The sequence below is a fragment of the Leisingera thetidis genome (assembly GCF_025857195.1).
GTDB lineage: Bacteria > Pseudomonadota > Alphaproteobacteria > Rhodobacterales > Rhodobacteraceae > Leisingera > Leisingera thetidis.
On sequence record NZ_CP109787.1, the window covers coordinates 3,475,001 to 3,496,452 of the forward strand.

At 65.4% G+C, this 21,452-nt stretch carries 23 protein-coding genes and 1 pseudogene (1 of these 24 cut by a window edge); 11 read left to right on the forward strand and 13 right to left on the reverse strand.

The features are described from left to right. Positions 1–140, reverse strand: the 5' portion of a protein-coding gene (locus tag OKQ63_RS16740; RefSeq protein ID WP_264211171.1) for a methyl-accepting chemotaxis protein. Its footprint begins 1,291 nt before the window's first position; 140 of the gene's 1,431 nt are visible here — the first part of the coding sequence; the start codon lies at positions 138–140; its stop codon lies beyond the left edge, outside the window. Positions 141–491: 351 nt separating this feature from the next. Here OKQ63_RS16740 and OKQ63_RS16745 point away from each other — a divergent pair, with 351 nt between their 5' ends. Both OKQ63_RS16745 and OKQ63_RS16750 read left to right on the forward strand, forming a co-directional pair. Further along, a complete protein-coding gene (locus OKQ63_RS16745; protein ID WP_264211172.1) occupies positions 492–1,967 on the forward strand; it encodes a sensor histidine kinase in 1,476 nt (491 codons plus the stop codon). After that, positions 1,968–2,429, forward strand: a complete 462-nt coding sequence (locus tag OKQ63_RS16750) for a response regulator (RefSeq protein WP_264211173.1) — start codon at positions 1,968–1,970, stop codon at positions 2,427–2,429. A gap of 370 nt (positions 2,430–2,799) precedes the next feature. On the opposite strand, the gene rplT is transcribed toward OKQ63_RS16750, so the two are convergent. From rplT to pyk, 3 genes are all read right to left on the reverse strand, one after another. Then, complete coding sequence (rplT, locus tag OKQ63_RS16755; protein ID WP_008557989.1) at positions 2,800–3,165, reverse strand: 50S ribosomal protein L20; 366 nt, start codon at positions 3,163–3,165, stop codon at positions 2,800–2,802. A 14-nt stretch (positions 3,166–3,179) separates the two neighbouring features. After that, entirely contained in the window at positions 3,180–3,380 is a 201-nt protein-coding gene (gene rpmI, locus OKQ63_RS16760; RefSeq protein ID WP_027263382.1) for a 50S ribosomal protein L35, read from the reverse strand. A gap of 485 nt (positions 3,381–3,865) precedes the next feature. Continuing rightward, entirely contained in the window at positions 3,866–5,311 is a 1,446-nt protein-coding gene (gene pyk, locus OKQ63_RS16770; protein WP_264211174.1) for a pyruvate kinase, read from the reverse strand. A gap of 119 nt (positions 5,312–5,430) precedes the next feature. Here pyk and OKQ63_RS16775 point away from each other — a divergent pair, with 119 nt between their 5' ends. The 3 genes from OKQ63_RS16775 (at position 5,431) to OKQ63_RS16785 (ending at position 6,966) form a co-directional block, all read left to right on the forward strand. Then, positions 5,431–6,168 (forward strand): N-formylglutamate amidohydrolase, encoded by a 738-nt coding sequence (locus tag OKQ63_RS16775; protein WP_264211175.1) that lies wholly within the window; start codon positions 5,431–5,433, stop codon positions 6,166–6,168. Positions 6,169–6,329: 161 nt separating this feature from the next. Continuing rightward, positions 6,330–6,569: a DUF6868 family protein gene (locus OKQ63_RS16780; protein WP_264211176.1), complete on the forward strand. Its 240-nt coding sequence runs from the start codon at positions 6,330–6,332 to the stop codon at positions 6,567–6,569. A gap of 82 nt (positions 6,570–6,651) precedes the next feature. Beyond that, on the forward strand, positions 6,652–6,966 hold the full coding sequence (locus tag OKQ63_RS16785; protein WP_264211177.1) for a DUF1244 domain-containing protein: 315 nt from the start codon (positions 6,652–6,654) through the stop codon (positions 6,964–6,966). Here OKQ63_RS16785 and OKQ63_RS16790 read toward each other — a convergent pair. Beyond that, positions 6,938–7,831, reverse strand: a complete 894-nt coding sequence (locus tag OKQ63_RS16790; RefSeq protein WP_264211178.1) for a DMT family transporter — start codon at positions 7,829–7,831, stop codon at positions 6,938–6,940. The genes OKQ63_RS16785 and OKQ63_RS16790 overlap by 29 nt on opposite strands. A 383-nt stretch (positions 7,832–8,214) precedes the next feature. On the opposite strand from OKQ63_RS16790, the gene OKQ63_RS16795 reads away from it, so the two are divergent. Continuing rightward, on the forward strand, positions 8,215–8,409 hold the full coding sequence (locus OKQ63_RS16795) for a hypothetical protein (protein ID WP_264211179.1): 195 nt from the start codon (positions 8,215–8,217) through the stop codon (positions 8,407–8,409). A 60-nt stretch (positions 8,410–8,469) separates the two neighbouring features. On the opposite strand, the gene OKQ63_RS16800 is transcribed toward OKQ63_RS16795, so the two are convergent. The 6 genes from OKQ63_RS16800 to OKQ63_RS16825 all read right to left on the reverse strand — a co-directional run bounded on the left by OKQ63_RS16800 (position 8,470) and on the right by OKQ63_RS16825 (position 14,409). Then, positions 8,470–9,306, reverse strand: a complete 837-nt coding sequence (locus OKQ63_RS16800; protein ID WP_264211180.1) for a CE1 family esterase — start codon at positions 9,304–9,306, stop codon at positions 8,470–8,472. A 163-nt stretch (positions 9,307–9,469) separates the two neighbouring features. Next, positions 9,470–9,706 (reverse strand): hypothetical protein, encoded by a 237-nt coding sequence (locus tag OKQ63_RS16805; RefSeq protein ID WP_264211181.1) that lies wholly within the window; start codon positions 9,704–9,706, stop codon positions 9,470–9,472. A 327-nt stretch (positions 9,707–10,033) separates the two neighbouring features. Continuing rightward, complete coding sequence (locus OKQ63_RS16810) at positions 10,034–10,894, reverse strand: D-amino-acid transaminase (protein ID WP_264211182.1); 861 nt, start codon at positions 10,892–10,894, stop codon at positions 10,034–10,036. A gap of 10 nt (positions 10,895–10,904) precedes the next feature. Beyond that, positions 10,905–11,870, reverse strand: a complete 966-nt coding sequence (gene dgcA / locus OKQ63_RS16815; protein WP_264211183.1) for an N-acetyl-D-Glu racemase DgcA — start codon at positions 11,868–11,870, stop codon at positions 10,905–10,907. Between the two features lie 151 nt (positions 11,871–12,021). Beyond that, positions 12,022–13,023, reverse strand: a complete 1,002-nt coding sequence (gene dgcN, locus OKQ63_RS16820; RefSeq protein WP_264211184.1) for an N-acetyltransferase DgcN — start codon at positions 13,021–13,023, stop codon at positions 12,022–12,024. A gap of 105 nt (positions 13,024–13,128) precedes the next feature. Beyond that, positions 13,129–14,409 (reverse strand): MFS transporter, encoded by a 1,281-nt coding sequence (locus OKQ63_RS16825; RefSeq protein ID WP_264211185.1) that lies wholly within the window; start codon positions 14,407–14,409, stop codon positions 13,129–13,131. 224 nt (positions 14,410–14,633) lie between these two features. Here OKQ63_RS16825 and OKQ63_RS16830 point away from each other — a divergent pair, with 224 nt between their 5' ends. Continuing rightward, positions 14,634–15,593: an L-malyl-CoA/beta-methylmalyl-CoA lyase gene (locus OKQ63_RS16830; RefSeq protein WP_264211186.1), complete on the forward strand. Its 960-nt coding sequence runs from the start codon at positions 14,634–14,636 to the stop codon at positions 15,591–15,593. A gap of 71 nt (positions 15,594–15,664) precedes the next feature. Further along, entirely contained in the window at positions 15,665–16,267 is a 603-nt protein-coding gene (locus OKQ63_RS16835) for a hypothetical protein (protein WP_264211187.1), read from the forward strand. A gap of 406 nt (positions 16,268–16,673) precedes the next feature. Here the strand turns inward: OKQ63_RS16835 and OKQ63_RS16840 are convergent, their stop codons facing one another. Continuing rightward, positions 16,674–17,126, reverse strand: coding sequence for an Lrp/AsnC family transcriptional regulator (locus OKQ63_RS16840; RefSeq protein ID WP_264211188.1), 453 nt, complete (start codon positions 17,124–17,126; stop codon positions 16,674–16,676). A 73-nt stretch (positions 17,127–17,199) separates the two neighbouring features. On the opposite strand from OKQ63_RS16840, the gene OKQ63_RS16845 reads away from it, so the two are divergent. The 3 genes and pseudogenes from OKQ63_RS16845 (at position 17,200) to OKQ63_RS16855 (ending at position 20,273) form a co-directional block, all read left to right on the forward strand. Next, positions 17,200–17,796, forward strand: a complete 597-nt coding sequence (locus OKQ63_RS16845) for a LysE family translocator (RefSeq protein ID WP_264211189.1) — start codon at positions 17,200–17,202, stop codon at positions 17,794–17,796. A 75-nt stretch (positions 17,797–17,871) separates the two neighbouring features. After that, positions 17,872–18,834, forward strand: a complete 963-nt coding sequence (locus tag OKQ63_RS16850) for an acetyl-CoA carboxylase carboxyltransferase subunit alpha (RefSeq protein ID WP_264211190.1) — start codon at positions 17,872–17,874, stop codon at positions 18,832–18,834. A gap of 409 nt (positions 18,835–19,243) precedes the next feature. Continuing rightward, positions 19,244–20,273, forward strand: a pseudogene (locus tag OKQ63_RS16855) (IS110 family RNA-guided transposase). 490 nt (positions 20,274–20,763) lie between these two features. Here the strand turns inward: OKQ63_RS16855 and OKQ63_RS16860 are convergent. Continuing rightward, positions 20,764–21,417 carry a GntR family transcriptional regulator gene (locus OKQ63_RS16860; RefSeq protein ID WP_264211191.1) on the reverse strand — a complete coding sequence of 218 codons (654 nt, stop codon included), beginning with the start codon at positions 21,415–21,417 and terminating at the stop codon, positions 20,764–20,766. Between the last annotated feature and the right edge of the window lie 35 nt (positions 21,418–21,452).

A 21,452-nucleotide genomic window follows, 5' to 3' on the forward strand; every position in this document is an offset into this window, starting at 1 on the left:
AGGAAGTTGCCGTTTGCAGTCAGGATCGTGCCATCCGGTTTGAACTGGATCGTTGCCTGGGTGCGGTCAACCATATCGGCGACGATCCTGGCACTACTGTCCAGTTCCGCGGTCTTTGCCGCTTTTGATTTGAAAAACAATACACCTCTCCGCGCGTTCCTGATTCTCCGGGCTCGGTATCAGGGTACCGTAAGACCACTAGAGACTTCTTAACGCCGCCGTCCCGGCCAGGAGCGCGCAGCGCGGCGGCCCCGGCCGCACAGTACCCGCGGCCCGGCGCAGGCTTTCAGCCGTCCGGAGCGCCGTCTTTCAGGCTGCACGATTGCGGTTAAGCAACCTTTAGGAGAAAAGTGGTAGAAAAAGTACTCATAGGATGTATTCTGCACATGAAACTTTGCAAGTTGCTCCCTGGCTGATTTCTGGTGCGGAGCACCGCTTCAACGTGCGGTTTGGCCTCTGATTGGGCGCGGCAAAAACAGGAAGCAGCAGTGATGACACTTGTCCGGCCAATCGAAGCGGAACCGCTGTCCCTCTGGCGGAGCCGCCTCAAGTCCCAGGCGCACTATGCTGCGGTTCCGATGGCCGCCGCGGGCTTTCTGTTTGACTATCTGACGCCGCTTGGCGTGGCGGCCGGCATTGTGTACGCCGCATTCTTCTTCTGCGCTGTCTGGTCAGCCAAGCCGAATGCGGCCTTCATTTATGCTGCAATTGCAACAGCACTGACGCTGGCGGGCTACGCGCTGTTCCACCGGATCGGCGTCCACGAGGGCGTGATCCTGGCAAACAGGCTGTTGGCGATCCTGGCGCTTTGGATCATTGCCTTCACCGTCCACAAGCTGAAAGGCATTCAGCTTTCTCTGGAGCAGAAGCAAAGCGAACTGGCGGCCATACAGGACAACACTGTCGATGGGCTGATAACCATTGGCACTGACGGCGCCATCCAAAGCTACAACCGCGCCTGCCACCGGATCTTCGGGTACTCCCCCGGAGAAGCCATCGGCCGGAATATCAAATTCCTGATGCCCGAGCCCTACCACTCGGAACATGACGGCTACATCCGCGCCTTCCTGAAAACCGGGCACAAGAACGTTATCGGTGTCAGCCGGGAGGTGCGGGGGCGGCGCAAGGATGGCAGCACCTTTCCGCTCAGCCTGTCGGTCAGCGACGTGCAGGTCGGCCCGCACCGCCTGTTCAGCGGCATCGTCCGCGACATTTCCGATCAGAAACGGACCGAGGCGGAACGGGAGCAGTTCGTGAAGGAACTGGCCCGGTCGAACCGCGACCTGGACGATTTTGTCTATGTGGCCTCCCACGACCTGCGGGCGCCGCTGCGGGTGATCGGCAATGCCTCCCGCTGGCTGGAGGAGGATCTGGCTGGCACCCTAGACGACGAGAGCCGCGAAAACCTGCAATTGCTCCGCTCCCGGGTTTCGCGGATGGAACGGCTGCTGGATGATCTGCACGAATACTCCCGGGCCGGACGCAGGACGGACAGCCGCGACCAGGAAATCATGACGGGCGACGTGCTGATGCAGGAGGTCCTGATGCTGATTGACCAGCCCGGGGGGTTCACGATCAACATCGCCCCTGATTTCGCCCGCATCCAGCTGCCGAACATGCCGCTGAAACAGATTTTCGCAAACCTGATCTCCAACGGAATCAAGCATAGCGAGACCGGCACCGGCGTGATTGATGTGTCGGTGAAGGACGCCGGGGATCACTATGTCTTTTCGGTGGCCGACGACGGGCCCGGCATCGATCCCGAGTATCACGAGCAGATCTTCAAGATGTTCCAGACGCTGAAGTCGCGTGACGAGGTCGAGGGCAGCGGCATCGGCCTGGCGATCGTCAAGAAACACGTTGAGTACGGCGGCGGCGAGGTAACAGTCAAATCCGCGCCGGGGGAAGGCTGCGAATTCCGCTTCACCTGGCCCAAGCCGCGGACCGCCCGGGAAGGAGGTGCCTAGATGGCCGACAGCATCAAGGCTTATGGCGGCCAGAAAGAACTGAAGATTCTTCTGGTCGAAGATGACAGCGGCGACGCCAAGGCCGTTCTGCGGGCGTTCCGGCAGGTCAAGGTCGCCAACGGGATCACCCGGGCAACCGACGGCGTCGAGGCGCTCGATATCCTGCGGGGGACCGGCGGCAAGGAAAAGTTCGAACCGCCCTACGTGCTGCTGGCCGACATCAACATGCCGCGGATGAATGGCATCGAACTGGTCCAGGAACTGCGCAGCGACCCTGAACTGAGCAAAACAGTGGTCTTCTTCCTGACCACCTCAAGCCACGAGCAGGACATCAATGCGGCATACGGCCTGAATGCTGCAGGCTATATCGTCAAAGAAACGGCGGGGCACGATTTTCTGCAGCTTGTCGATATGGTTGGCCGCTATTGGCGGATTGTCGAGTTTCCCATCCCCGCGGCCTGACCCCTTGCCGCTGCCCGGTGTTTTCCGGGATGCACCGCTCGTCTGCCTTCCGTCCGGGGGCCCGGCATGCCGCCAGGGCCGGTGCAGGAAGCCCCGCAGGAGCCAGGCCACAGCCGCAGACCTTCGTGAAGGATCCGAAAGCGCACGCGGCAGGCGCGGCCGGAGAGGGGCATTGCGGCGCGCTGCGCCAGCCTGGCTTCCGCGAGCCCGCATCGGGCCGGGTTTTCGAATTCACTCTCGGACAGCGGCTCTGCCCGTCCGGCCAAGTCCCGCGGCCCTGGGAACCGGGGCTTGCCAGCCGCGGCCCGCCAAACAAGAAAGGCCGCCCCAACCGGAGCGGCCTTTGCTGAAATCGGATCCGTCTGGCGGCTTAGGCTGCCAGCGCGTCCTGTGCCTGGCGCACGATGGCACCAAAGGCTTCGGGCTCGTGCACGGCCAGGTCGGCCAGAACCTTGCGGTCCACTTCGATGCCGGCCAGGGTCAGGCCGTTGATGAAGCGGGAGTAGGTCAGCGCTTCGTCATGCGAACGCACAGCAGCGTTGATCCGCTGGATCCACAGCGCGCGGAAGTTGCGCTTGCGGTTCTTGCGGTCGCGGGTTGCATACTGGTTCGCCTTGTCGACGGCCTGACGGGCAACCTTGAAGGTGTTCTTGCGGCGGCCGTAGTAACCTTTGGCTGCCTTGATGACCTTCTTGTGACGGGCGTGAGTCGTGGTACCACCTTTAACGCGGGACATATCTCAATCTCCTCTTAGCGGTCGTAGGGCATGAAGCCCTTGACGATCTTTGCGTCGGGGGCCGACAGGGTGGTGGTGCCGCGGGCGTCACGGATGAACTTGCGGGTCCGCTTGATCATGCCGTGGCGCTTGCCGGCCTGACCTGCCATGACCTTGCCAGTGGCAGTCACCTTGAAGCGCTTCTTGGCGCTCGACTTTGTCTTCATCTTGGGCATTTCCGTCTCCTTCAATGCAGGTTCGCTAGACGCGCGACTCGGCATGCCTAAGAAAGGCCGGCCGCGCGGAACAGGGCTGCCCAATACGCAATGCTTGGCCGGGGGGCAAGCGGTTTCTCTACAGAAGGGTTCCGAGAACCCGGAAAAACGCATCCGGGATCTCCTCCATGCGGTATCCGCCGGGTTTCATCACCACCGCATATGTGATCAGGCCGATTGCGATCACGATGGTCAGCAGCGAGGCCCGCGGCGGGCGCCGCTAGCTGAAAGCCGACAAGATCGACGGCACCGAAAAGCCGGCAATCACCAGCCCCGCGATCAGCGGCAGATCCGTATCCATGCGCCCGTTCCCTCGTTCCACGTTGAACAACGAGGAAAATGGTAGGCGCCCGCAGCCCGTTTTCAATTCGCGGCATCCGCGGCGGGCCGCGGCAGGCGGCAGCCGGATGCTTGCTCCCTGCGGCTTGCGGCCGGGAGGAGCCCGGTCACTCCGGGTCGGTGCTGTAGATCAGCCGTTCATCGCAGGGGGCAATCCGCAGGATATTGGTCGTGCCCGGCACATTGAAGGGCACCCCCGCGGTGACCACGATCTGGTCGCCTTCGCTGGCATAGCCCCCCGCCCGCGCCGCCCGCGCCGCACTCACCACTGCGCCCTTGAAGCGGTCCAGTTCCGGCGTCATCACGCATTTGCAGCCCCAGCTGAGGCAAAGCCGCCGCGCCGTGGCGCTGACCGGCGTCATCGCGATGATCGGCACCCCCGGACGCTCACGTGCGGTCAGCAGCGCGGTGGTGCCCGACTGGGTAAAGCAGCAGATCGCCTTGATCTCGGTCTTCTCGGCAATCTCCCGCGCCGCCGCCACGATGCCGTCGGCCACGGTGGTCCCCTTGGCCGAGCGCGAAGCGGTGATGATCTGGGTATAGGTCGGGTCGGCCTCGACCTCGATGGCCACCTTGTCCATGGTCTGCACCGCCTCGATGGGGTACTGGCCGGCCGCGGATTCGGCGCTCAGCATCACCGCGTCGGCGCCCTCGTAGATGGCAGTGGCCACATCCGAGACTTCGGCCCGGGTCGGCATCGGGCTTTCGATCATGCTTTCCAGCATCTGGGTCGCCACGATCACCGGCTTGGCCGCGGCCCGGCACTTGCGCACCAGCCGTTTCTGGATCGGCGGCACCGCCGCCACCGGCAGCTCAACCCCCAGGTCGCCGCGCGCCACCATGATGCCGTCGGAGGCATCCAGGATCGCCTCGAAATCCTCCACCGCCTGCGGCTTCTCGATCTTCGACAGCACCGCCGCGCGGCCATCGGCCAGCGCCCGCGCCTCATAAACGTCCTTGGCCCGCTGCACAAACGACAGCGCCAGCCAGTCCACGCCCAGGGCGCAGACAAATTCCAGATCCGCCCGGTCCTTCTCCGACAGCGCCGCCAGCGGCAGCACCACATCCGGCACGTTCACCCCCTTGCGGTTGGAAATGGTGCCGCCGGTCTCCACGATGCAATCGGCGAAATCCAGGCCGCAATCCTCCACCGCCAGACGGATCTTGCCGTCATTGACCAAAAGATGCGCCCCCGGCTCCAGCGCCTGGAAGATCTCCGGATGCGGCAGGCACACACGGTTCACGTCGCCCTCCGCCTCGTCCAGGTCGAGCCGGAACCTGGCGCCCGCCTCCAGCTCCTCGGCCCCCTTGGCAAAGACGCCGACGCGCAGCTTGGGGCCCTGCAAATCCGCCAGAATCGCAATCGGGCTGTCCAGGTCCTGTTCCACCTGGCGGATGATCTTGTGCTTTTCGGCGATCTCCGGGTGGCTGCCGTGCGACATGTTCAGCCGGAACACATCGGCGCCGGCCTCATGCAGGGCGCGGATGGTCTCATAGGTGTCCGAAGCCGGCCCCAGGGTGGCGACAATCTTCACATTGCGCGAGCGTTTCATAGGGGTCTTCTCCTCCGGACCTGAAATATGTTACCGCAAACAGCGTTGAGGTGCTTATCCCCCAATTCCCATTCTGCCGCAACTCCCGTAAACAGCTTGCGGCAAAACATATCAGGCTCATGACATACACACCGTTTTTTGTTCACGGCGCAGACCGCCCCGCCCGCTGGCTGATCACCTGCGATCACGCAACCAACCATGTGCCGCATTTCGCCGGCGGCGGCGACCTTGGCCTCCCGCGCGAGGATATGGAACGCCACATCGCCTATGACGTCGGCGCCTATGAGGTGTCGAAGCTCTTGGGCGAGATGCTGGACGCGCCGGTGGTGGCCTCCAACTTCTCGCGCCTGGTGATCGATCCCAACCGCGGCGAGGATGATCCGACCCTGCTGATGAAGCTCTACGACGGCACCATCATTCCCGCCAACCGCCACGCCGGCGGGGCCGCGCTGAAGGAGCGGCTGGAAAACTGCTACCGCCCCTACCACCGGGCGCTGGCGCGGCTGGCGGAACGCCCGCGCACGGTGATCGTCTCGGTCCACTCCTTCACCCGCCAGCTGCGCGGACGGCCGCCGCGGCCCTGGGAGATCGGCATCCTGTTCCCCGAAGGCGAGCGGTTTTCGCCCTTTGTGATTGATGAGCTGAACCGCGAGGACGGCCTCTGCGTCGGCGTCAACGAACCCTACACCGGCTACCTGCCGGGCGACGCGATCGAGACCCACGCCACCAAACCGGGCCGCCCCAACACGCTGGTCGAGCTCCGGAATGACCTGATTGCCGAACACACCGGCCAGCATGAATGGGCCGAACGGCTGGCCGGCGTCCTGCCGCGGGCCTTGGCGGCCTCCGGTCTCTGACGCCGGAATTCGGCACGAATTCCGGCCAGGAAAAATCGATTTTTCCTGGCCGTTTCCCGCGCCGGGAAACGGCTGACAGCGCCTGCGCGGCATTGCAGGGCGCTCCTGGCGCCCCCATATTCCAATACGGAAACGCGGGCAACACCGGCAAAGAAGCCGCAATGACCCAGGAAACCCTCTCCGCCTTCTTCGGCTGGCTGACCGTTTTGCATCTCGGACTGTTCACCCTGTCCGCCATACTGGTCCTGCTTGCGCGGGATTGGGCCGCAAGCCTTCATGCCCGCATGTTCGGGCTGGCGCCCGCGGATGTCAGCCTCACCATCTACCGCTGGCTCGGCACCTACAAGCTCATGATCTTCGCCACCGCACTGGGGCCCTGGATCGCCTTGCAGCTGATCTGATCCCGCCGCGTGGACCCATTGCCCGCCCCTGCCCCGGCTGCTAGGCCTTCGGGGACGCGAAATTCACTCCGGAGTGCCCGCCATGGACAAGCAGACCGAAATTGAAATCCAGGCCGCCGCCTTCCGCCGCCTGCAGAAGCACCTGATGGAAGACCGCACCGATGTGCAGAACATCGACCTGATGAACCTGGCCGGCTTCTGCCGCAACTGCCTGGCGCGCTGGTACCAGGAGGCCGCCGGCGAACGCGGCATCGAAATGGACAAGACCGAGGCGCGGGAAATCTACTACGGCATGACCATGGCCGAGTGGAAAGCCAACCACCAGACCGAGGCCGGCGCCGGCAAACAGGCCGCCTTCGAGGTGGCGTTCAAGGAAAACGTGACGGACAAGACGTAGGCGCCTCCCGGCGCCCGCGGGCGGGCGGTTTCTGCGCCCAGAGAACGGCTGTAAAAATCACCGCGCCGCCTGCAAGCGTCTCCAGCCCCGGACGTTCGGCAAGGATCAAAAAGGCCAGCAGCGGCGCCAGCGGGGTCTCCAGCGCCGACAGCAGCGCGGTTTCCGCCGCAGGCAGCCGCCGCGCCCCCTCGCACAGAGTGACCGAGGCCACCGCAAACACCAGTCCGAACAGGATCAGCAGCGGCATCTCAGCTGCCGGAACCTCCGCCACCGGGGTGCAGGCCGCCGCCACCGGCAGCAGCAGCAGCGACGCCGCCGCATTCGGCAATGCTGCCGGCACCCCCGGCCATTTGCGGTAGGCGGTCATGACCGCCGCCATCATCAGCGTCATGAACAGCGCCAGCCCGTCGCCTGCCAGGCTGCCCTGCCCCGATGGCCCGGACACAATGACCGCCACCCCGCCCAGCGCTGCCAAACCGGCCAGCACAACCCGGCGCCGCGGCCTTTCGCGCAGCGTCAGCCAGGCCAGCCCGGCAGCCGCAAACGGCGCCGCGGCATAGATCAGCGCCACGTTGGCCACGCTGCTCAGCTTGAAGGCCGGGATGAAGGCGGCACTGCCCGCCGCGCCCAGCACCGCAATCAGCAGGGCGCGCCTGTCAAAGGCCCGCACCTCCGCAGCAAGCTGCCCGCGCACGGCCAGATAGGCCAGCGTCAGCCCCGCTGCCGCCAGCCCGCGCCAGAAGAGGATCGCCCAGGCCGCCGCGGTGACGGAGCGGGTGAAGATCCCCGCCGAGCTGAACACCGCCGCCGAAACCACCACAAGAAACACGCCTGCCGCGCGCCGCTGCACAAGTCCTGCCGGCATACCCGCCCTCCATTCCGCCGGCGGCCGGTCTATCAGCCGCCTGCTGCCAGCTGTGTGTCAGCAGTGCAGGCGTCCCCGCTGCCAGGCGGGCGCGGATTGTCCGGAGACCGGACCGCCCGGAGCCCCCGCACGCAGACGGACAGCGCGCCGTCAAAGACGTGCCGCCGTTCTTTGCCAGACACGTCCCCACCCCGCACAGCGGCGCCACCGCCCATCTGCTGGCTGACGGCGGGCAGCTGACCGCGCGGGAACGGCTGCCTGATGCCAGGGCCTCAGCGGAAAAGGCGCTGGCGAAATGCCACACCCGAAAATGCGGAATCCGCCTTGCTCCGCCTGCTCAACGCAAGAATACAGCGGCACCGCAATCCAAGCGAAAGCCCCCAATGATGCCTCTGAAAACCACCCTGTGCATTGCCGCCCTGCTGGCCCCGGCCAGCGTTTACGCGGCCCCGTCAGCAGCGCTGGCGCCCGCCATGCAGCAAGACACAGTGATGCACGGCGGCGGCTGCCGCAGAAGCTCGCCTCCCGGCCAGTGCTGCCATATGGAAAAAGCAACCGGCCGGGTCCACTGCCACTGACCGCCGGCAGAAAAGGGGGCAAGGGCGGCTGGGCGGCAACGGCCTCGCTGCCCGGCGCCTTCAGCGCGGCAGGCTCTCGAACCAGTCCAGCGCCATTGTGCTCCAGCCCTGGGGCAGGCCATGCCCGCCCTTGTGCAGGATCAGCTCCAGCCCGCCGCCTGCGCAGTGCCAGCGCTTGCGCCAGATACCGTCCGCGGCCTCATGCTCCGCCGCGTTGCTGCGGCAGCCATTCTCCCGCCGCCACAGCTGCAGCCCTTCCCAAATGTCGGCCTGCACAACGCCTGCCTCCGATCCCGGGATAGCCCGCCCCTCCAGCGGGACAACCTCGTCGGCAAATCCGTGAATATGCAGCAATTGCACCGGCCCTTCGCAATCCTGCGCCATCGGCAGCCAGAAGCCGCCGGAGACCGCCGCATAGGCTGCAGCAAACTCCGGCGCCTGGCAGGCCATATCCCAGACCATCGACCCGCCGCGGGAAAAGCCGCTCAACAGCAGCTGATCCGGCTTCACCCCGGCGCGGGCCGCGGCATCCGCCAGCACCTCGCGCAGGAACACACGGTCATTGCGGGGATAGGTGTTCCAGCCGTCGCGCACCGACCAGTCCGAGGGTTTGCCGTGTTTCCAGGGCAGCCCGCTGGGCGCAATCACCGCATAGCCGCGCCGGGTGAAAGCCGCCACCAGCCCGGTGCTGGCAATCACCTTGGCGCCGCTGCTGCCATAGCCATGCAGGAACATCACCGCCGGCCCGCCCTGCCAGCCGTCCGGCAGGGCAATATGGTAGGCGCCGCCTTCAATCCGGCAGGGGGTGTCACCGCCGCACTCCGCCGCTGCATCCGCGCCTTTTGCCGGCACAGCCAGCAGCCCCGCCATCAAAAGCATCCAAATCCGGTTCAGCATCTGTGCCCCGCCCCATCCTGGTCAAAGCCAAGACTAGCACAGTCCGCCGCCGCAGCGGCTGCCCGAAAAAGGCCGCCCGTTCCGGGCGGCCGCTGCAAAATGCCGTCCCGAAGTTTCCCGGGCCGCCGCTTCCTCGGCTAGGCGCGCACCCCCGAAGGCGCGCCTAGCCGAGGAAGCGGCCCAGAAGCCGCGCTGCCAGCGCGCCGGAGGCCGGACGCTCCCGCGCCAGGAGCTTGGCCGCCAGCCAGCCCTTGGCGGCCGGCGCCTTGGCATAATCGGGATGCTCCACCTCTTCCGCGGTCAGCACCTTGCGCACAGCGGCCAGGATCTCCGCGTCGCTCGGCTCCCCGGCCCGGCTGTTCACGGTTGCCCCGATCTGCGGCTGATCACACTGTTGCATCTGGCACCTCCACGGTCTGCGGTTCCGGCTGGCGGCCCCCCCGGCCGGCTGCCATCACCCGAGACCAGAGTACTGCATTGCCCCGCCCAAGCGCGCATTTTGTGTAAAATTAGTTAAAATTCCAAGCCTGAAGAAGGGATTTCCGCGACAGTCCGGCAGCCAGGCGGCCACTATTTCCAATGGCTGGAAAATACGCCGTTGCACCGTTGCCGCAACCGGGCTTTGCCGGCCTTCCGCCCGGCCCGGCACAGCAGAATTGATTCCCTTTTGAACAAAAAAGACCGCCCCCGGGCGGGGCGGCCTTCCAATCCGGTCCGGAAATCAGCCTCAGACGGCTTTCTTGCGGCTTTCTTCCAGGTAGATCTCACGCAGGCGCCTGGCGATGGGGCCCGGGGTGCCGCCGCCCAGCTGCACGCCGTCGATTTCCACCACCGGCATCACAAAGGCGCTGGCGGAGGTGGTGAAGGCCTCATCCGCCTGTTTCGCTTCCTCGATGGTGAACAGGCGCTCCTCGATCTCCATCTGCGCTTCGGCCGCCAGCCGCAGCACCGCGGCGCGGGTGATGCCGTGCAGGATGTCGTTGCTGAGCGGCCGGGTCACGATCTTGCCGTCCTTCACGTAATAGGCGTTGTTCGAGGTTCCTTCGGTCACATAACCGTCCTCGACCAGCCAGGCATCGTCGCAGCCCGCCTTCTTCGCCATCATCTTGCCCATCGACGGATACAGCAGCTGCACCGTCTTGATGTCGCGGCGGCCCCAGCGGATGTCGTCGATCGAGATCACCTTGGCGCCCTTTTGCGCCGCCGGGCTGTCGGCCAGGCCAGGCTTGTTCTGGGTGAACAGAACCAGCGACGGCGGGGTGTCCTCGGACGGGAACACGAAATCCCGGTCGCCGTCGGAGCCGCGCGAGACCTGCAGGTACACCAGCCCCTCTTCGATGCCGTTCAGCTCCACCAGCTTGCGGTGGATCTCCAGCAGCTCCTCCTTGGAGCAGGGCGAAGCCATGTCCAGTTCCTTGAGCGAGCGGTCCAGGCGCACGGCGTGGCCTTCGAAGTCGATCAGCTTGCCATCGAGGACCGAGGTCACCTCATAGACCGCATCGGCAAACAGGAAGCCGCGGTCAAAGATCGAGACCTTGGCTTCGGTCTCGGGCAGATATTCGCCATTCACATAAACGGTACGGGTCATGTTGTTCTCCTTACCCCCACAGGGCGGCCTTCGGGGGGTGCACCCCGGCGGCATCAAATGTCAAAGGTTCCGCGCGGTCTTCGGCCAGCAGGAGCGGCCCGTCAAGATCCGTTACCGCCGCACCCTGCGCCACAAGCGTCGCAGGCGCCATCGCCAGCGAGGATCCGACCATGCAGCCGACCATCACCTGATAGCCCCCGGCCAGCGCCGCCTCGCGCAGCTTGAGCGCCTCGGTAAGGCCGCCGGTCTTGTCCAGCTTGATGTTGACCACGTCGTACTTGCCCTTGAGCCCGGGCAGGCTTCCGCGGTCGTGGCAGCTTTCGTCGGCGCAGACCGGGACCGGGCGCTCCATGCCGATGAGGGCCGCATCCTCGCCCGCGGGCAGCGGCTGTTCCACCAGCTCCACGCCGAGGCGCACCAGATGCGGCGCCAGCTCGGCATAAACCCCGGCCGACCAGCCCTCGTTGGCGTCGATGATGATCCTGGCCTCCGGCGCGCCGGCGCGCACCGCCTGCAGGCGCGGCATGTCGTCGGGGGTGCCGAGCTTGATCTTCAACAGCGGCCGGTGCGCGTTTTCGGCCGCCTGCGCCTGCATCTTCTCCGGCGTGTCCAGCGACAGCGTATAGGCGGTGATCTCCGGCTTGGGTTCCGGCAGCCCGGCCAGTTCCCAGACGCGTTTGCCCGCCTGCTTGGCCTCCAGGTCCCACAGCGCGCAGTCGACCGCGTTGCGGGCGGCGCCGGCGGGCAGCAGCGACTGCAGCTCCTCACGGGTGAAATCGGCGGGCAGCCCTTCGATCTCGGCGGTGACGCTCTCCAGCGTCTCGTTGTAGCGGGCATAGGGCACGCATTCGCCCCAGCCGGCGGCGCCGTCCTTTTCGACCCGCACGGTCAGCACCTTGGCCTCGGTGCGCGAGCCGCGCGAGATGGTGAAGACCTGCGCCAGTTTGAAGACGTCCGGAGTGACGGAGACCTGCATAGCCTGTTCCTTCCCATGCAACGGGCAGCCACTCCCGCGGACCGGCACGCGCCCCGCCCGGAAAGGCATCCCGCCTCTTCTTCTTTGCAAAAAATACTCCCGCCGGAGGCTCCTGCCCTTTCGGCACGCACCTCCGGCGGGAGCCGTTAGATCAGATTGCGGCCAGCGCGTCCACCAGGCGGCCGGCGCCGTGGCGGTAGGGGTCGACGGCGGGCAGGCCCATGCGCTCTTCCACCTCGGCCAGGTATTTCACCGCCTCGTCCTCGGTCAGGTGCTGGGTGTTGACCGAGATGCCGACGATCCGGCAGGCCGGGTTGGCGCGCTGTGCCAGCGGCAGGGCCACGTCGCGCAGTTCCTCCAGCGACGGCACGTCATAATCCGGCAGGCCGCGCATGTGGGTGCGGGTCGGCTCGTGGCACAGGATCAGCGCATCCGGCTGGCCGCCGTGCACCAGCGCCATGGTCACGCCCGAGTAGGAGACGTGGAACAGCGAGCCCTGGCCCTCGATCAGGTCCCAGTGGTCGTCGTCATTGTCCGGCGTCAGATACTCGATGGAACCCGCCATGAAGTCGGCCACCACCGCATCCAGCGGCACGCCGTGGCCGGTGATCAGGATGCCGGTCTGGCCGGTGGCGCGGAAAGTCGACTTCAGGCCGCGCTTCTGCATCTCGGCGTCCATCGCCATCGCGGTGTACATCTTGCCGACCGAGCAATCGGTGCCGACGGCCAGACAGCGCTTGCCCTTGCGCTTGACGCCATTGGCAATCGGGTAGCCGACGGTGGGCACGCGCACGTCATGCAGGGTGCCGCCATGGGTCTGCGCAGCTGCCACCAGGTCGCCCTCGTCGCGCAGCAGGTTGTGCAGGCCGGAGGCGAGGTCATACCCCATCTCCAGCGCTTCGATCAGGACTTCCTTCCACGCGGGCGAGATCACCCCGCCGCGGTTGGCCACGCCGATCACCAGGGTCTTGGCGCCGGCTTCCCTGGCTTCGGCCAGGGTCAGGTCCTTCAGGCCCAGGTCTGCACCGCAGCCCGGCAGGCGGATCTGGCCGACGGCATGGTCCGGACGCCAGTCGCGGATGCCGATGGCAACCTTGGCGGCCAGCATGTCAGGCGCGTCGCCCAGGAACAGCAGATAAGGGGTCTCGATCATCGCGCTCATCCTTCCAGTATAACAGGTCGCGCCAATGTCAGGCGAATTTCGCGCAAAGTCCTCTCGAAATCGCGCAAGAAAGGGTCTTTTGCGCGATATTCTTCGTCACCTCCCGGACAATTTCGAAGATTCTTCCGCCCGCTCGCCGCTTGCAGACGTTTCCTCCTCCTCAAGCCAGGATTCGGCCTGAAACGCACCGGGCTGGGCGACCCCGATCACCCCCATCGCCTGGAATTCGCCGGTTTCCTGCGGTGCGTCCGTGCTGGCGCGGCGGGCAACGGCGATCAGCGCAACGGCGATGCCGACTCCGATCAGCAGGTATTGCAGCCCGCGGCCGTCCGCCAGACGGATCATGTTGGGCCCGATCAGGATCCCGAAGAACTGGCCCAGCTGCAACAGGAACGCCATGGTGCCGCTGGCAGGCACAACCTGGCCCGGCTGCAGGTGGTCATTGGCGTGGGCTGCCAGGATCGAATAGATCGGCAGCGTGGTTGCCGCGATCACCGAAAAGCCGATGACGATGCGCGACGGCGCCGTGTCCACTGCCATCCACAGCGCCGCCAGAACCGAAAGACTGCAGAGCGCAATGACAACGTGCCGCCGGTCGGTGCGGTCCGACAGCCAGCCCACCGGGTATTGCACCAGCGCCGAGGCAATCAGCGCCACCACCAGCGCACCCGAAGCCTGCGCCTCGCTGAATCCGTTCTGCAGCGCATAAAGCGGCAGGCTGATGTACCAGGCCACCACTCCAGCCCCCATGATCACGATGCCCAGCACGGTCATCGGCGACACCTTGTAAAGCCGCGTCACCGGCATCCGGTCCGGGGCGCTGTAGTCCGGCGCCCGGTTATCGGACAGCAGAAGCGGCACAATCGCCACCGACAGCAGGATCGAGGTGAAGCCGAACAGCAGATTGCCGCTTGGGTCCGGCAGGCCGACCATCGCGGTGCCCAGCGCCGGGCCTGCCGTCTGGATGATGAAATAGACCGACAGCACCTGCGCCCGGATCCGGTTCGCCGATTTCGCGTTCAGCCAGCTTTCGGTGATCACGTAAAGGCCGGGAAAACAGAACCCTGCCAGCAGCCGCATGGCGGCCCAGCTGTAGGGGTCCGAGGTCAGCAGATGGGCAATCGCCGCGACCGAGACCATCGAGGCCAGCGCCGAGAACACCCGGATATGCCCCACCTTCTCGATCAGCCGCGGCGTCAGCATGGTGCCGGCCAGCGCCCCCAGCGGATAGCAGGACTGCATGACCGAGATTTGCAGATCGGAAAATCCCAGCGTCGCGCCGCGGATGGTCAGCAGCGTGACCAGCAGCCCGTTGCCCACCATCAGCAGCAGCATGCCCAGAAACAGGGCCCAGTTGTCGATCAATGCGCGTCTCATGAATCTCCTTTCCCGCACCGGGGCTTGCGGCCGGTGCCTTGCCCCACCCCTAGGGCGGCGGCGGCGGCGGTTGCGCGCAGGTTTGCGACGCAAAGGGCGCAAACAGGATTGCCGCAACGCGGCGTTCCTTGCCGCAGGTGCAAAATCCGCTTGCCACAGGCCGCGCAATTTAATAACTCCGGGACTGAAAATTCTGCAATTTCCTTACCCCGGGAGGTTTCCGCATGTCATTCCGCATCCAGCCCGCAGCCCCTGCGCGCCCCAACCGCTGCCAGCTGTTCGGCCCCGGCTCCAAGGTCAAGCTGTTCGAAAAGATGGCGGCCTCGGCGGCGGACGTCATCAACCTCGACCTCGAGGATTCGGTGGCCCCCGCCGACAAGGACCAGGCCCGCGCCAATGTGATCGAGGCGATCAACAGCGTCGACTGGGGCAGCAAGTACCTGTCGGTGCGGATCAACGGGCTGGACACGCCCTACTGGTACCGCGATGTGGTGGATATTCTGGAGCAGGCCGGCGAGCGGCTGGACCAGATCATGATCCCCAAGGTGGGCTGCGCCGAGGATGTCTATGCCGTCGACGCGCTGGCCACCGCCATCGAGCGCGCCAAGGGCCGCACCAAACCGGTGTCGTTCGAAGTCATCATCGAATCGGCGGCGGGCATCGCCCATGCCGAGGAGATCGCCAAGTCCTCCCCCCGCTTGCAGGCGATGAGCCTGGGGGCCGCGGATTTTGCTGCCTCGATGGGGATGCAGACCACCGGCATCGGCGGCACGCAGGAAAACTACTACATGGTCCGCGACGGCCAGAAGCACTGGTCCGACCCCTGGCACTGGGCCCAGGCCGCCATCGTCGCCGCCTGCCGCACCCATGGCATCCTGCCGGTCGACGGCCCGTTCGGCGATTTCTCCGACGAGGAGGGCTATATCGCGCAGGCGAAACGCTCGGCGACGCTGGGCATGGTCGGCAAATGGGCCATCCACCCGAGCCAGATCGCGCTGGCCAACCAGGTGTTCACCCCGTCCGAGGAAGCAGTGCAGGAAGCCCGCGAAATCCTCGCCGCGATGGAGGAAGCCAAGGCCTCCGGCGCCGGCGCCACCGTCTACAAGGGGCGGCTTGTCGATATCGCCTCGATCAAGCAGGCTGAGGTGATTGTGGCGCAGGCCGAACTGATTGCGGGCAGCTGACGCCGGTCCGCAACAGAAGATTTCAAGGGCGTCCCGATGGGGCGCCCTTTTGGGTTTGAGGAGAGGGTTTCATGGCGGGTTTCACACTGCTGCACACCGCGCAGGTGCATGCAGACAGGTTTGACCGGCTGGCGCCGGAGGCCGGACTGACGCATCAGGTCCGCACCGATTGGCTGGAACGGGCCCGGGGCGGCATTGATACCTCGCTGCGCCGGGAAATCACCCAGGCCGTCGAGGCGGCAGACGGTGCTGTCCTGTGTACCTGTACCACCATCGGAGAGGCCGCAGAGGACGCCGGGGCTCTCCGGATCGACTGGCCGATGATGCAGGAGGCGGCCCGCCTGGGCGGGCCGGTGCTGATGGCCTATTGCCTGGACAGCACCGCAGAGCCTTCCGGAACGCTGCTGCGCCGCGCCTTTGGAGCGCAGGATCCGCAGCTCGCCTGCCTGCACCTGGACCGGCACTGGCATCTGTTCGCGGCCGGAGACGGCGGCGGCTTTGCCCGCGCCATCGCCGCCGACGTGCTGCAAGCGCTGGATACCGCCGCCTTTGGCTGCGTGGTTCTGGCGCAAGCTTCGATGGCGGATGCGGCTGCCGCCGTCCGCGCCGGAACGGATGTGCCGGTGCTGGCCTCGCCGGAGCTTGCGGTGCGGTACCTGCTGGCAAGGGGCTAGGCCCGGCCAAGGCCCCTGCCCCGCCCGGTTGTTCAGAACCTCACGCCCATGTCCCGTATGCTGCATCAGCGGGGGCGGTTGGAAAATGGCGGCGCCGCCAAAATGGCGGAGATGGACGGGCGTATCCGCCCGCATGCTAAACGTTGTCTCTGCATGACCCCGCTGCCAGGCGGGAGTCCGGTTCCAAGAGCGCCGGGGAGCCAAGCCCCGGCGGGTGATCGCGACCGGAGCCAAGACTGCCAGAGGCGGCTTAAGATCCCGTGAGAGCAGCGTACGCAGGGTGCGCAACACCCGCAGCCGCACGCCTGCGGCCACGGTTGTGCAGTGAGTATTTGGACAAAGAAGAAGGGACGGAACCTGTGCTTCTTCTTTGCCCAAATACTCAAAATCCAACCGGGGCCGGAGATCACGCCCGCAGATCCTTGGGCGAACCCATCACCACATAGGTGGTGATCGCGGTGACGTAGGGAGACGTGCCGAGAATGTCGGTGTGGAACCTCTTGTAACTGGGCAGGTCGGCGCATTCGACGCGCAAGAGGTATTCTATGGTGCCGGTGATGTTGTGGCATTCCACCACCTCCGGCGCCGCCTGCATGGCGCGTTCGAAGGCTTCCTGCGCCTCCTTGGTGTGCTCGCCCAGGCCGACACCGATATAGGTGGCAAAGCCCACTCCCAGCTTCTGCCGGTCCAAGACCGCGCGGTAGCCGGCGATGACGCCTGCGCGCTCGAGCTCCTGCACCCGGCGCAGGCAGGCAGAGGGGGAGAGGCCGACACGCGCCGCCAGATCCAGGTTGCTGATCCGGCCGTCGCGCGACAATTCTTGCAATATCTGCTGGTTTATCTTGTCATTTTTCGCCATTGGTTGCGAAAATACGGCGAAAGCGCAGCAGAACGCAATTTCATTTGGCCTGTTTTGCGCAATGATTTTGCGCATGACATATGAACTCCTCACTGCGCTGGCGCTGTTTGCCTTTGTCTCCTCGATCACGCCGGGGCCGAACAACCTGATGCTGATGGCCTCGGGCGCCAATTTCGGTTTTCGCCGCACCATCCCGCATATGCTGGGGGTGGCCCTGGGGTTTGTGTTCATGGTGCTGCTGGTCGGCGCCGGGCTGGTGCAGGTGTTTGATGCCTTTCCGGTCAGCTACGCGGTGCTGAAGGCGGTCTCGGTCGTCTACCTGCTGTGGCTGGCATGGAAGATCGCCAATGCCGCACCGGTCGAGGCCAGAGGCGCGGACGGCCGCCCGATGACGTTTCTGCAGGCGGCAGCCTTTCAATGGGTGAACCCCAAGGCCTGGGCGATGGCGCTGACCGCGATCAGCGCCTACACGCCGGATCAGACGCTGGCGGCGATCCTGCTGGTGGGGGTGGTGTTTGGCGCCATCAACCTGCCCTCGGTCGGCTCCTGGACGGTGCTGGGCCAGCAGATGGCGCGGCTGCTGACCAGCCGGCGGCGGCTGATGCTGTTCAACTGGACCATGGCGCTGCTGCTGGTGGCCTCGCTTTATCCGGTGATCTGGCCGCAGTAAGCGTGCCGCGCTTGGCGAGTTGCATCTTGCGGCGCAGAAGGCCATATAGCTGCAAACCTGCAGAGCAGAGGCGACATGACCCAGTATCTGGAATTCGAAAAACCGCTGGCCGAAATCGAGGGCAAGGCGGAGGAGCTGCGGGCGCTGGCCCGCGCGAACGAGGAAATGGATGTGGCGGACGAGGCCAAGGCGCTCGACGCCAAGGCGGCGCAGCTGCTGAAGGACCTCTACAAGAACCTGACACCCTGGCGCAAATGCCAGGTGGCGCGCCATCCCGAGCGGCCGCATTGCAAGGATTACATCGAAGCGCTGTTCACCGAATACACCCCGCTGGCAGGTGATCGGAACTTTGCCGACGATCTGGCGGTGATGGGCGGCCTCGCCCGCTTCAATGACCAGCCGGTGGTGGTGATCGGCCATGAAAAGGGCAGCGACACCAAGTCCCGGATCGAGCGCAATTTCGGCATGGCCCGCCCCGAGGGCTACCGCAAGGCGATCCGGCTGATGGAAATGGCCGGGCGCTTCAAGCTGCCGGTGATCACCCTGGTGGACACCGCCGGCGCCTACCCCGGCAAGGGCGCCGAAGAGCGCGGCCAGTCGGAAGCGATCGCCCGCTCGACCGAGATGTGCCTGAAGATCGGCGTGCCGCTGATCTCGGTGATCATCGGCGAAGGCGGCTCCGGCGGCGCCGTGGCCTTTGCCTCGGCCAACCGGGTGGCGATGCTGGAGCATTCGATCTATTCGGTGATCTCGCCTGAGGGCTGCGCCTCGATCCTGTGGAAGGACGCCGAAAAGATGCGTGAGGCCGCCGAGGCGCTGCGCCTCACCGCGCAGGACCTGCACAAGCTGGGTGTCAATGACCGGATCATCCCGGAACCGCTGGGCGGTGCCCACCGCGACGCCAAGGCCGCGATGAAGTCGGTGAGCGGTGCCATTCAGGAGATGCTGGACGAGCTGGCCGGCAAGGATGCTGCCGAGCTGGTCAAGGACCGGCGGCAGAAGTTCCTGAACATCGGCTCCAAGGGGCTGGCGGCCTAGGGTCAGGCCGCGGACCAGCAGAAGGCTCCAGCGGCCGCCGAAGATCTCAAGCGCACAGGCCGCCGGGCGGCCGGGCTGATATTTGCCGCGTTTGCCAGCCATGAGTTCCCGGCAGTCATTTCGGGTGCAAAACGCAGGCCATTCAGACGGAAGAGGCATGGCCCGCGATCCGGCCAACGCGGCCTGCCGCGAACGTTCCCGGCTGTCCGGTCACGGCAGCAAGTCATCTGGCGTTTGCGGCCGGATACTTACCGCCCGGGCCGCGCAGCTTTGGTGCGGCGCACAACACGCGGGTGTTTGATAGCGCCGCTTCAGCTGAAGCCGGCCGGGGCATGACCTAATGGGATGAACTGCCTTCCCACCGAACCGCCGCTATCGTGGCGGGATTGGCGGAGGAGAGGAGCTTCCGGTGGACATCAAGGTTTCAGGCATAGATCCGGGCAAGACTGTTTGCAGTCTCGCAGGGCTGGACGAGGCGGGCGCGGTCGTCTTTTCGGAGGCGCCTCCAGCGTCACAGACTTCTGGGTTTTCTGAGCACTCTGGCACCGTGCGTAGTAGCCATGGAAGCTTGTGGTGGCGCACATCACATTGGCCGCTTCTGCCGCCAGCACGGGCACGACCCCCGTTTGATGCCGCCACTTTACGTCCGGCCCGATGTAAAGGTCCACAAGAACGACGGCCGGGATGCCGAGGCAATCGCCGAAGCAGCCACGCGACCAACAATGTCGTTCGTCGCAATCAAATCTGAAGAGCAACCCGGCCTTCTGGCATTGCATCGCGCACGGGAGCGCTTGGTGCCGGATCGGATGCGTCTGATCAATCTGGGCCGAGGATTTCTGACGGAGCGTGGCCTGCGCATTGGATCAGGCCGCCATGTCTTCCAGAAGGAGCTGACGAAGTTGACTGCCGAAGGCACTGCCGATCTTTCACCGCGTCTCATTCAGATGCTGGCCGACATGGCCTCCGAACCGGGCGAGATCAATCGACGCGTGACGGCATTGGATCTCGAGATCAAGCAACTCGCCAAAAATGACGCGGACATGCTTCGCCCAATGGAAATACCTGGTGTTGGCCCGGCAATCGCGTCCGCGTTGGTTGCCGCAATCGGCACGGGTCCGGGCTTTGGAAAAGGGCGTGATCCTGCCGCATGGCTTGGCCTCGTTCCTCGACACATTACGACTGGCGGCAAAGCCAAGCTGATCGGCATATCGAAGCCTGGCAACCGATACCTGCGAAAGCTTTTCATCCATGGAGCTCGAACCGTTCTGCACCTTGTGCGAGACAGAACCTCACCGATCACCAAGTGGGTGGATCGTCTCAAAGAGCGAGCGCAGGTGAATGCCGCGGCGGTAGCGATGGCAAACAAAATGGCGCGGTTTGCCTGGGCCATTCTGGCCACCGGGGAGCGATATCGACCGACCGCAATATCTGGCGCATGATGGGAAAGATGTGATCGAGGGAACAATGGAATCTGCGGGCGAGGAGGAGAAGGACCAGCGACCGATCGGCGTCTTGTCAGTCTGACGGGGGGCATGGCCCTTGAGTGCCGATGAGCTAACGAGACACAGGACGCGCGACTTCCCATCTTGGTCAGGGACAAATCGAAGGGTCCCGAGTAAAGACCGAATACATGGAAGCAGGGTCAACGGTGCATCGACTAATCACTTGCAGGGGAAGGCAGTTCATACATGCCCCCCTGCCGCACCGGCAGCGCAACCTGATCCGATCTGTGAAACAACAAGGGCTGCGTGTGGCGGGAGCCCTCCCGCGCCCGCGCAGCACCGGCTGGAGCCGGCGCCGCTGGCGGTCTTGGGCCAGGCTCGGCGCCAGTGCCGAGCCTGGCCCAACTGCGAGGGCAATTCGCAGGAATTTCCTGAGCAGGCGGGAGTGCCCCGCCTGCGGTCACGCCTGCACGGGCTGTATCACCGCCTACCCGGCCAGCAGCCGCAGCCCCTGGGTCACATCCGAGCGCACCGCCAGCCGCAGACCGGGCTCATCCCCGGCCTTCAGCGCGGCGATGATCAGGCGGTGGTTCTGCGGCGGGTCAGTGCGGCGCAACCGGCCGTAAAGCGCGCGCATTGTGGGGCCGAGCTGCAGCCAGACAGTTTCCGCCATCGCCAGCATCGCCGGCGCCTGGGCGCGCAGGTAGAGGGCGCGGTGGAACTCCAGGTTGGTGCGGATATAGCCAACCGCATCGCGTTTGGACACCATCTCGGCCACGGTTGCGTTGATCATCTGCAGCCGGTCGATCAGCGCCATATGCGCACGCGGCAGAGCGCGGCTGGCCAGCTCCACTTCCAGAAGCGCGCGCAGGGCGGCCAGCTCCTCGATCCGTTCGTTGGAAAGCTCCGGCGTCGATACCCGCCCCGAGGAGGACAGGAACAGCGCGCCTTCGGCGGCCAGCCGCCGCACCGCTTCGCGCGCGGGCGTCATCGAGACATCGAATTCGCGGCCGATGCCACGCAGCGTCAGCGCCGCGCCGGGGCTGATTTCACCATGCATGATACGGGTGCGCAAAGCACGGTAGACGCGGTCATGGGCCGGTGCGGCAGCGTCCTGGGAAGAGCGGGCAGTCAGGTTCATCCCTTCAAGTGATCACAAAATGCGCCGCCGTCAAG

Bases quoted from the DNA above. Each gene is read 5' to 3' on its own strand.
- OKQ63_RS16785 (WP_264211177.1), top strand. From the start codon at position 6,652: ATGGACAAGCAGACCGAAATTGAAATCCAGGCCGCCGCCTTCCGCCGC.
- OKQ63_RS16830 (WP_264211186.1), top strand. From the start codon at position 14,634: ATGTCATTCCGCATCCAGCCCGCAGCCCCTGCGCGCCCCAACCGCTGC.
- OKQ63_RS16775 (WP_264211175.1), top strand. From the start codon at position 5,431: ATGACATACACACCGTTTTTTGTTCACGGCGCAGACCGCCCCGCCCGC.
- OKQ63_RS16850 (WP_264211190.1), top strand. From the start codon at position 17,872: ATGACCCAGTATCTGGAATTCGAAAAACCGCTGGCCGAAATCGAGGGC.
- OKQ63_RS16790 (WP_264211178.1), bottom strand. From the start codon at position 7,831: ATGCCGGCAGGACTTGTGCAGCGGCGCGCGGCAGGCGTGTTTCTTGTG.
- OKQ63_RS16805 (WP_264211181.1), bottom strand. From the start codon at position 9,706: ATGCAACAGTGTGATCAGCCGCAGATCGGGGCAACCGTGAACAGCCGG.
- pyk (WP_264211174.1), bottom strand. From the start codon at position 5,311: ATGAAACGCTCGCGCAATGTGAAGATTGTCGCCACCCTGGGGCCGGCT.
- rpmI (WP_027263382.1), bottom strand. From the start codon at position 3,380: ATGCCCAAGATGAAGACAAAGTCGAGCGCCAAGAAGCGCTTCAAGGTG.
- OKQ63_RS16800 (WP_264211180.1), bottom strand. From the start codon at position 9,306: ATGCTGAACCGGATTTGGATGCTTTTGATGGCGGGGCTGCTGGCTGTG.
- dgcA (WP_264211183.1), bottom strand. From the start codon at position 11,870: ATGCAGGTCTCCGTCACTCCGGACGTCTTCAAACTGGCGCAGGTCTTC.
- OKQ63_RS16750 (WP_264211173.1), top strand. From the start codon at position 1,968: ATGGCCGACAGCATCAAGGCTTATGGCGGCCAGAAAGAACTGAAGATT.
- OKQ63_RS16745 (WP_264211172.1), top strand. From the start codon at position 492: ATGACACTTGTCCGGCCAATCGAAGCGGAACCGCTGTCCCTCTGGCGG.
- OKQ63_RS16810 (WP_264211182.1), bottom strand. From the start codon at position 10,894: ATGACCCGTACCGTTTATGTGAATGGCGAATATCTGCCCGAGACCGAA.
- rplT (WP_008557989.1), bottom strand. From the start codon at position 3,165: ATGTCCCGCGTTAAAGGTGGTACCACGACTCACGCCCGTCACAAGAAG.
- OKQ63_RS16795 (WP_264211179.1), top strand. From the start codon at position 8,215: ATGATGCCTCTGAAAACCACCCTGTGCATTGCCGCCCTGCTGGCCCCG.
- OKQ63_RS16860 (WP_264211191.1), bottom strand. From the start codon at position 21,417: ATGAACCTGACTGCCCGCTCTTCCCAGGACGCTGCCGCACCGGCCCAT.
- OKQ63_RS16840 (WP_264211188.1), bottom strand. From the start codon at position 17,126: ATGGCGAAAAATGACAAGATAAACCAGCAGATATTGCAAGAATTGTCG.
- OKQ63_RS16780 (WP_264211176.1), top strand. From the start codon at position 6,330: ATGACCCAGGAAACCCTCTCCGCCTTCTTCGGCTGGCTGACCGTTTTG.
- OKQ63_RS16825 (WP_264211185.1), bottom strand. From the start codon at position 14,409: ATGAGACGCGCATTGATCGACAACTGGGCCCTGTTTCTGGGCATGCTG.
- OKQ63_RS16845 (WP_264211189.1), top strand. From the start codon at position 17,200: ATGACATATGAACTCCTCACTGCGCTGGCGCTGTTTGCCTTTGTCTCC.
- OKQ63_RS16835 (WP_264211187.1), top strand. From the start codon at position 15,665: ATGGCGGGTTTCACACTGCTGCACACCGCGCAGGTGCATGCAGACAGG.
- dgcN (WP_264211184.1), bottom strand. From the start codon at position 13,023: ATGATCGAGACCCCTTATCTGCTGTTCCTGGGCGACGCGCCTGACATG.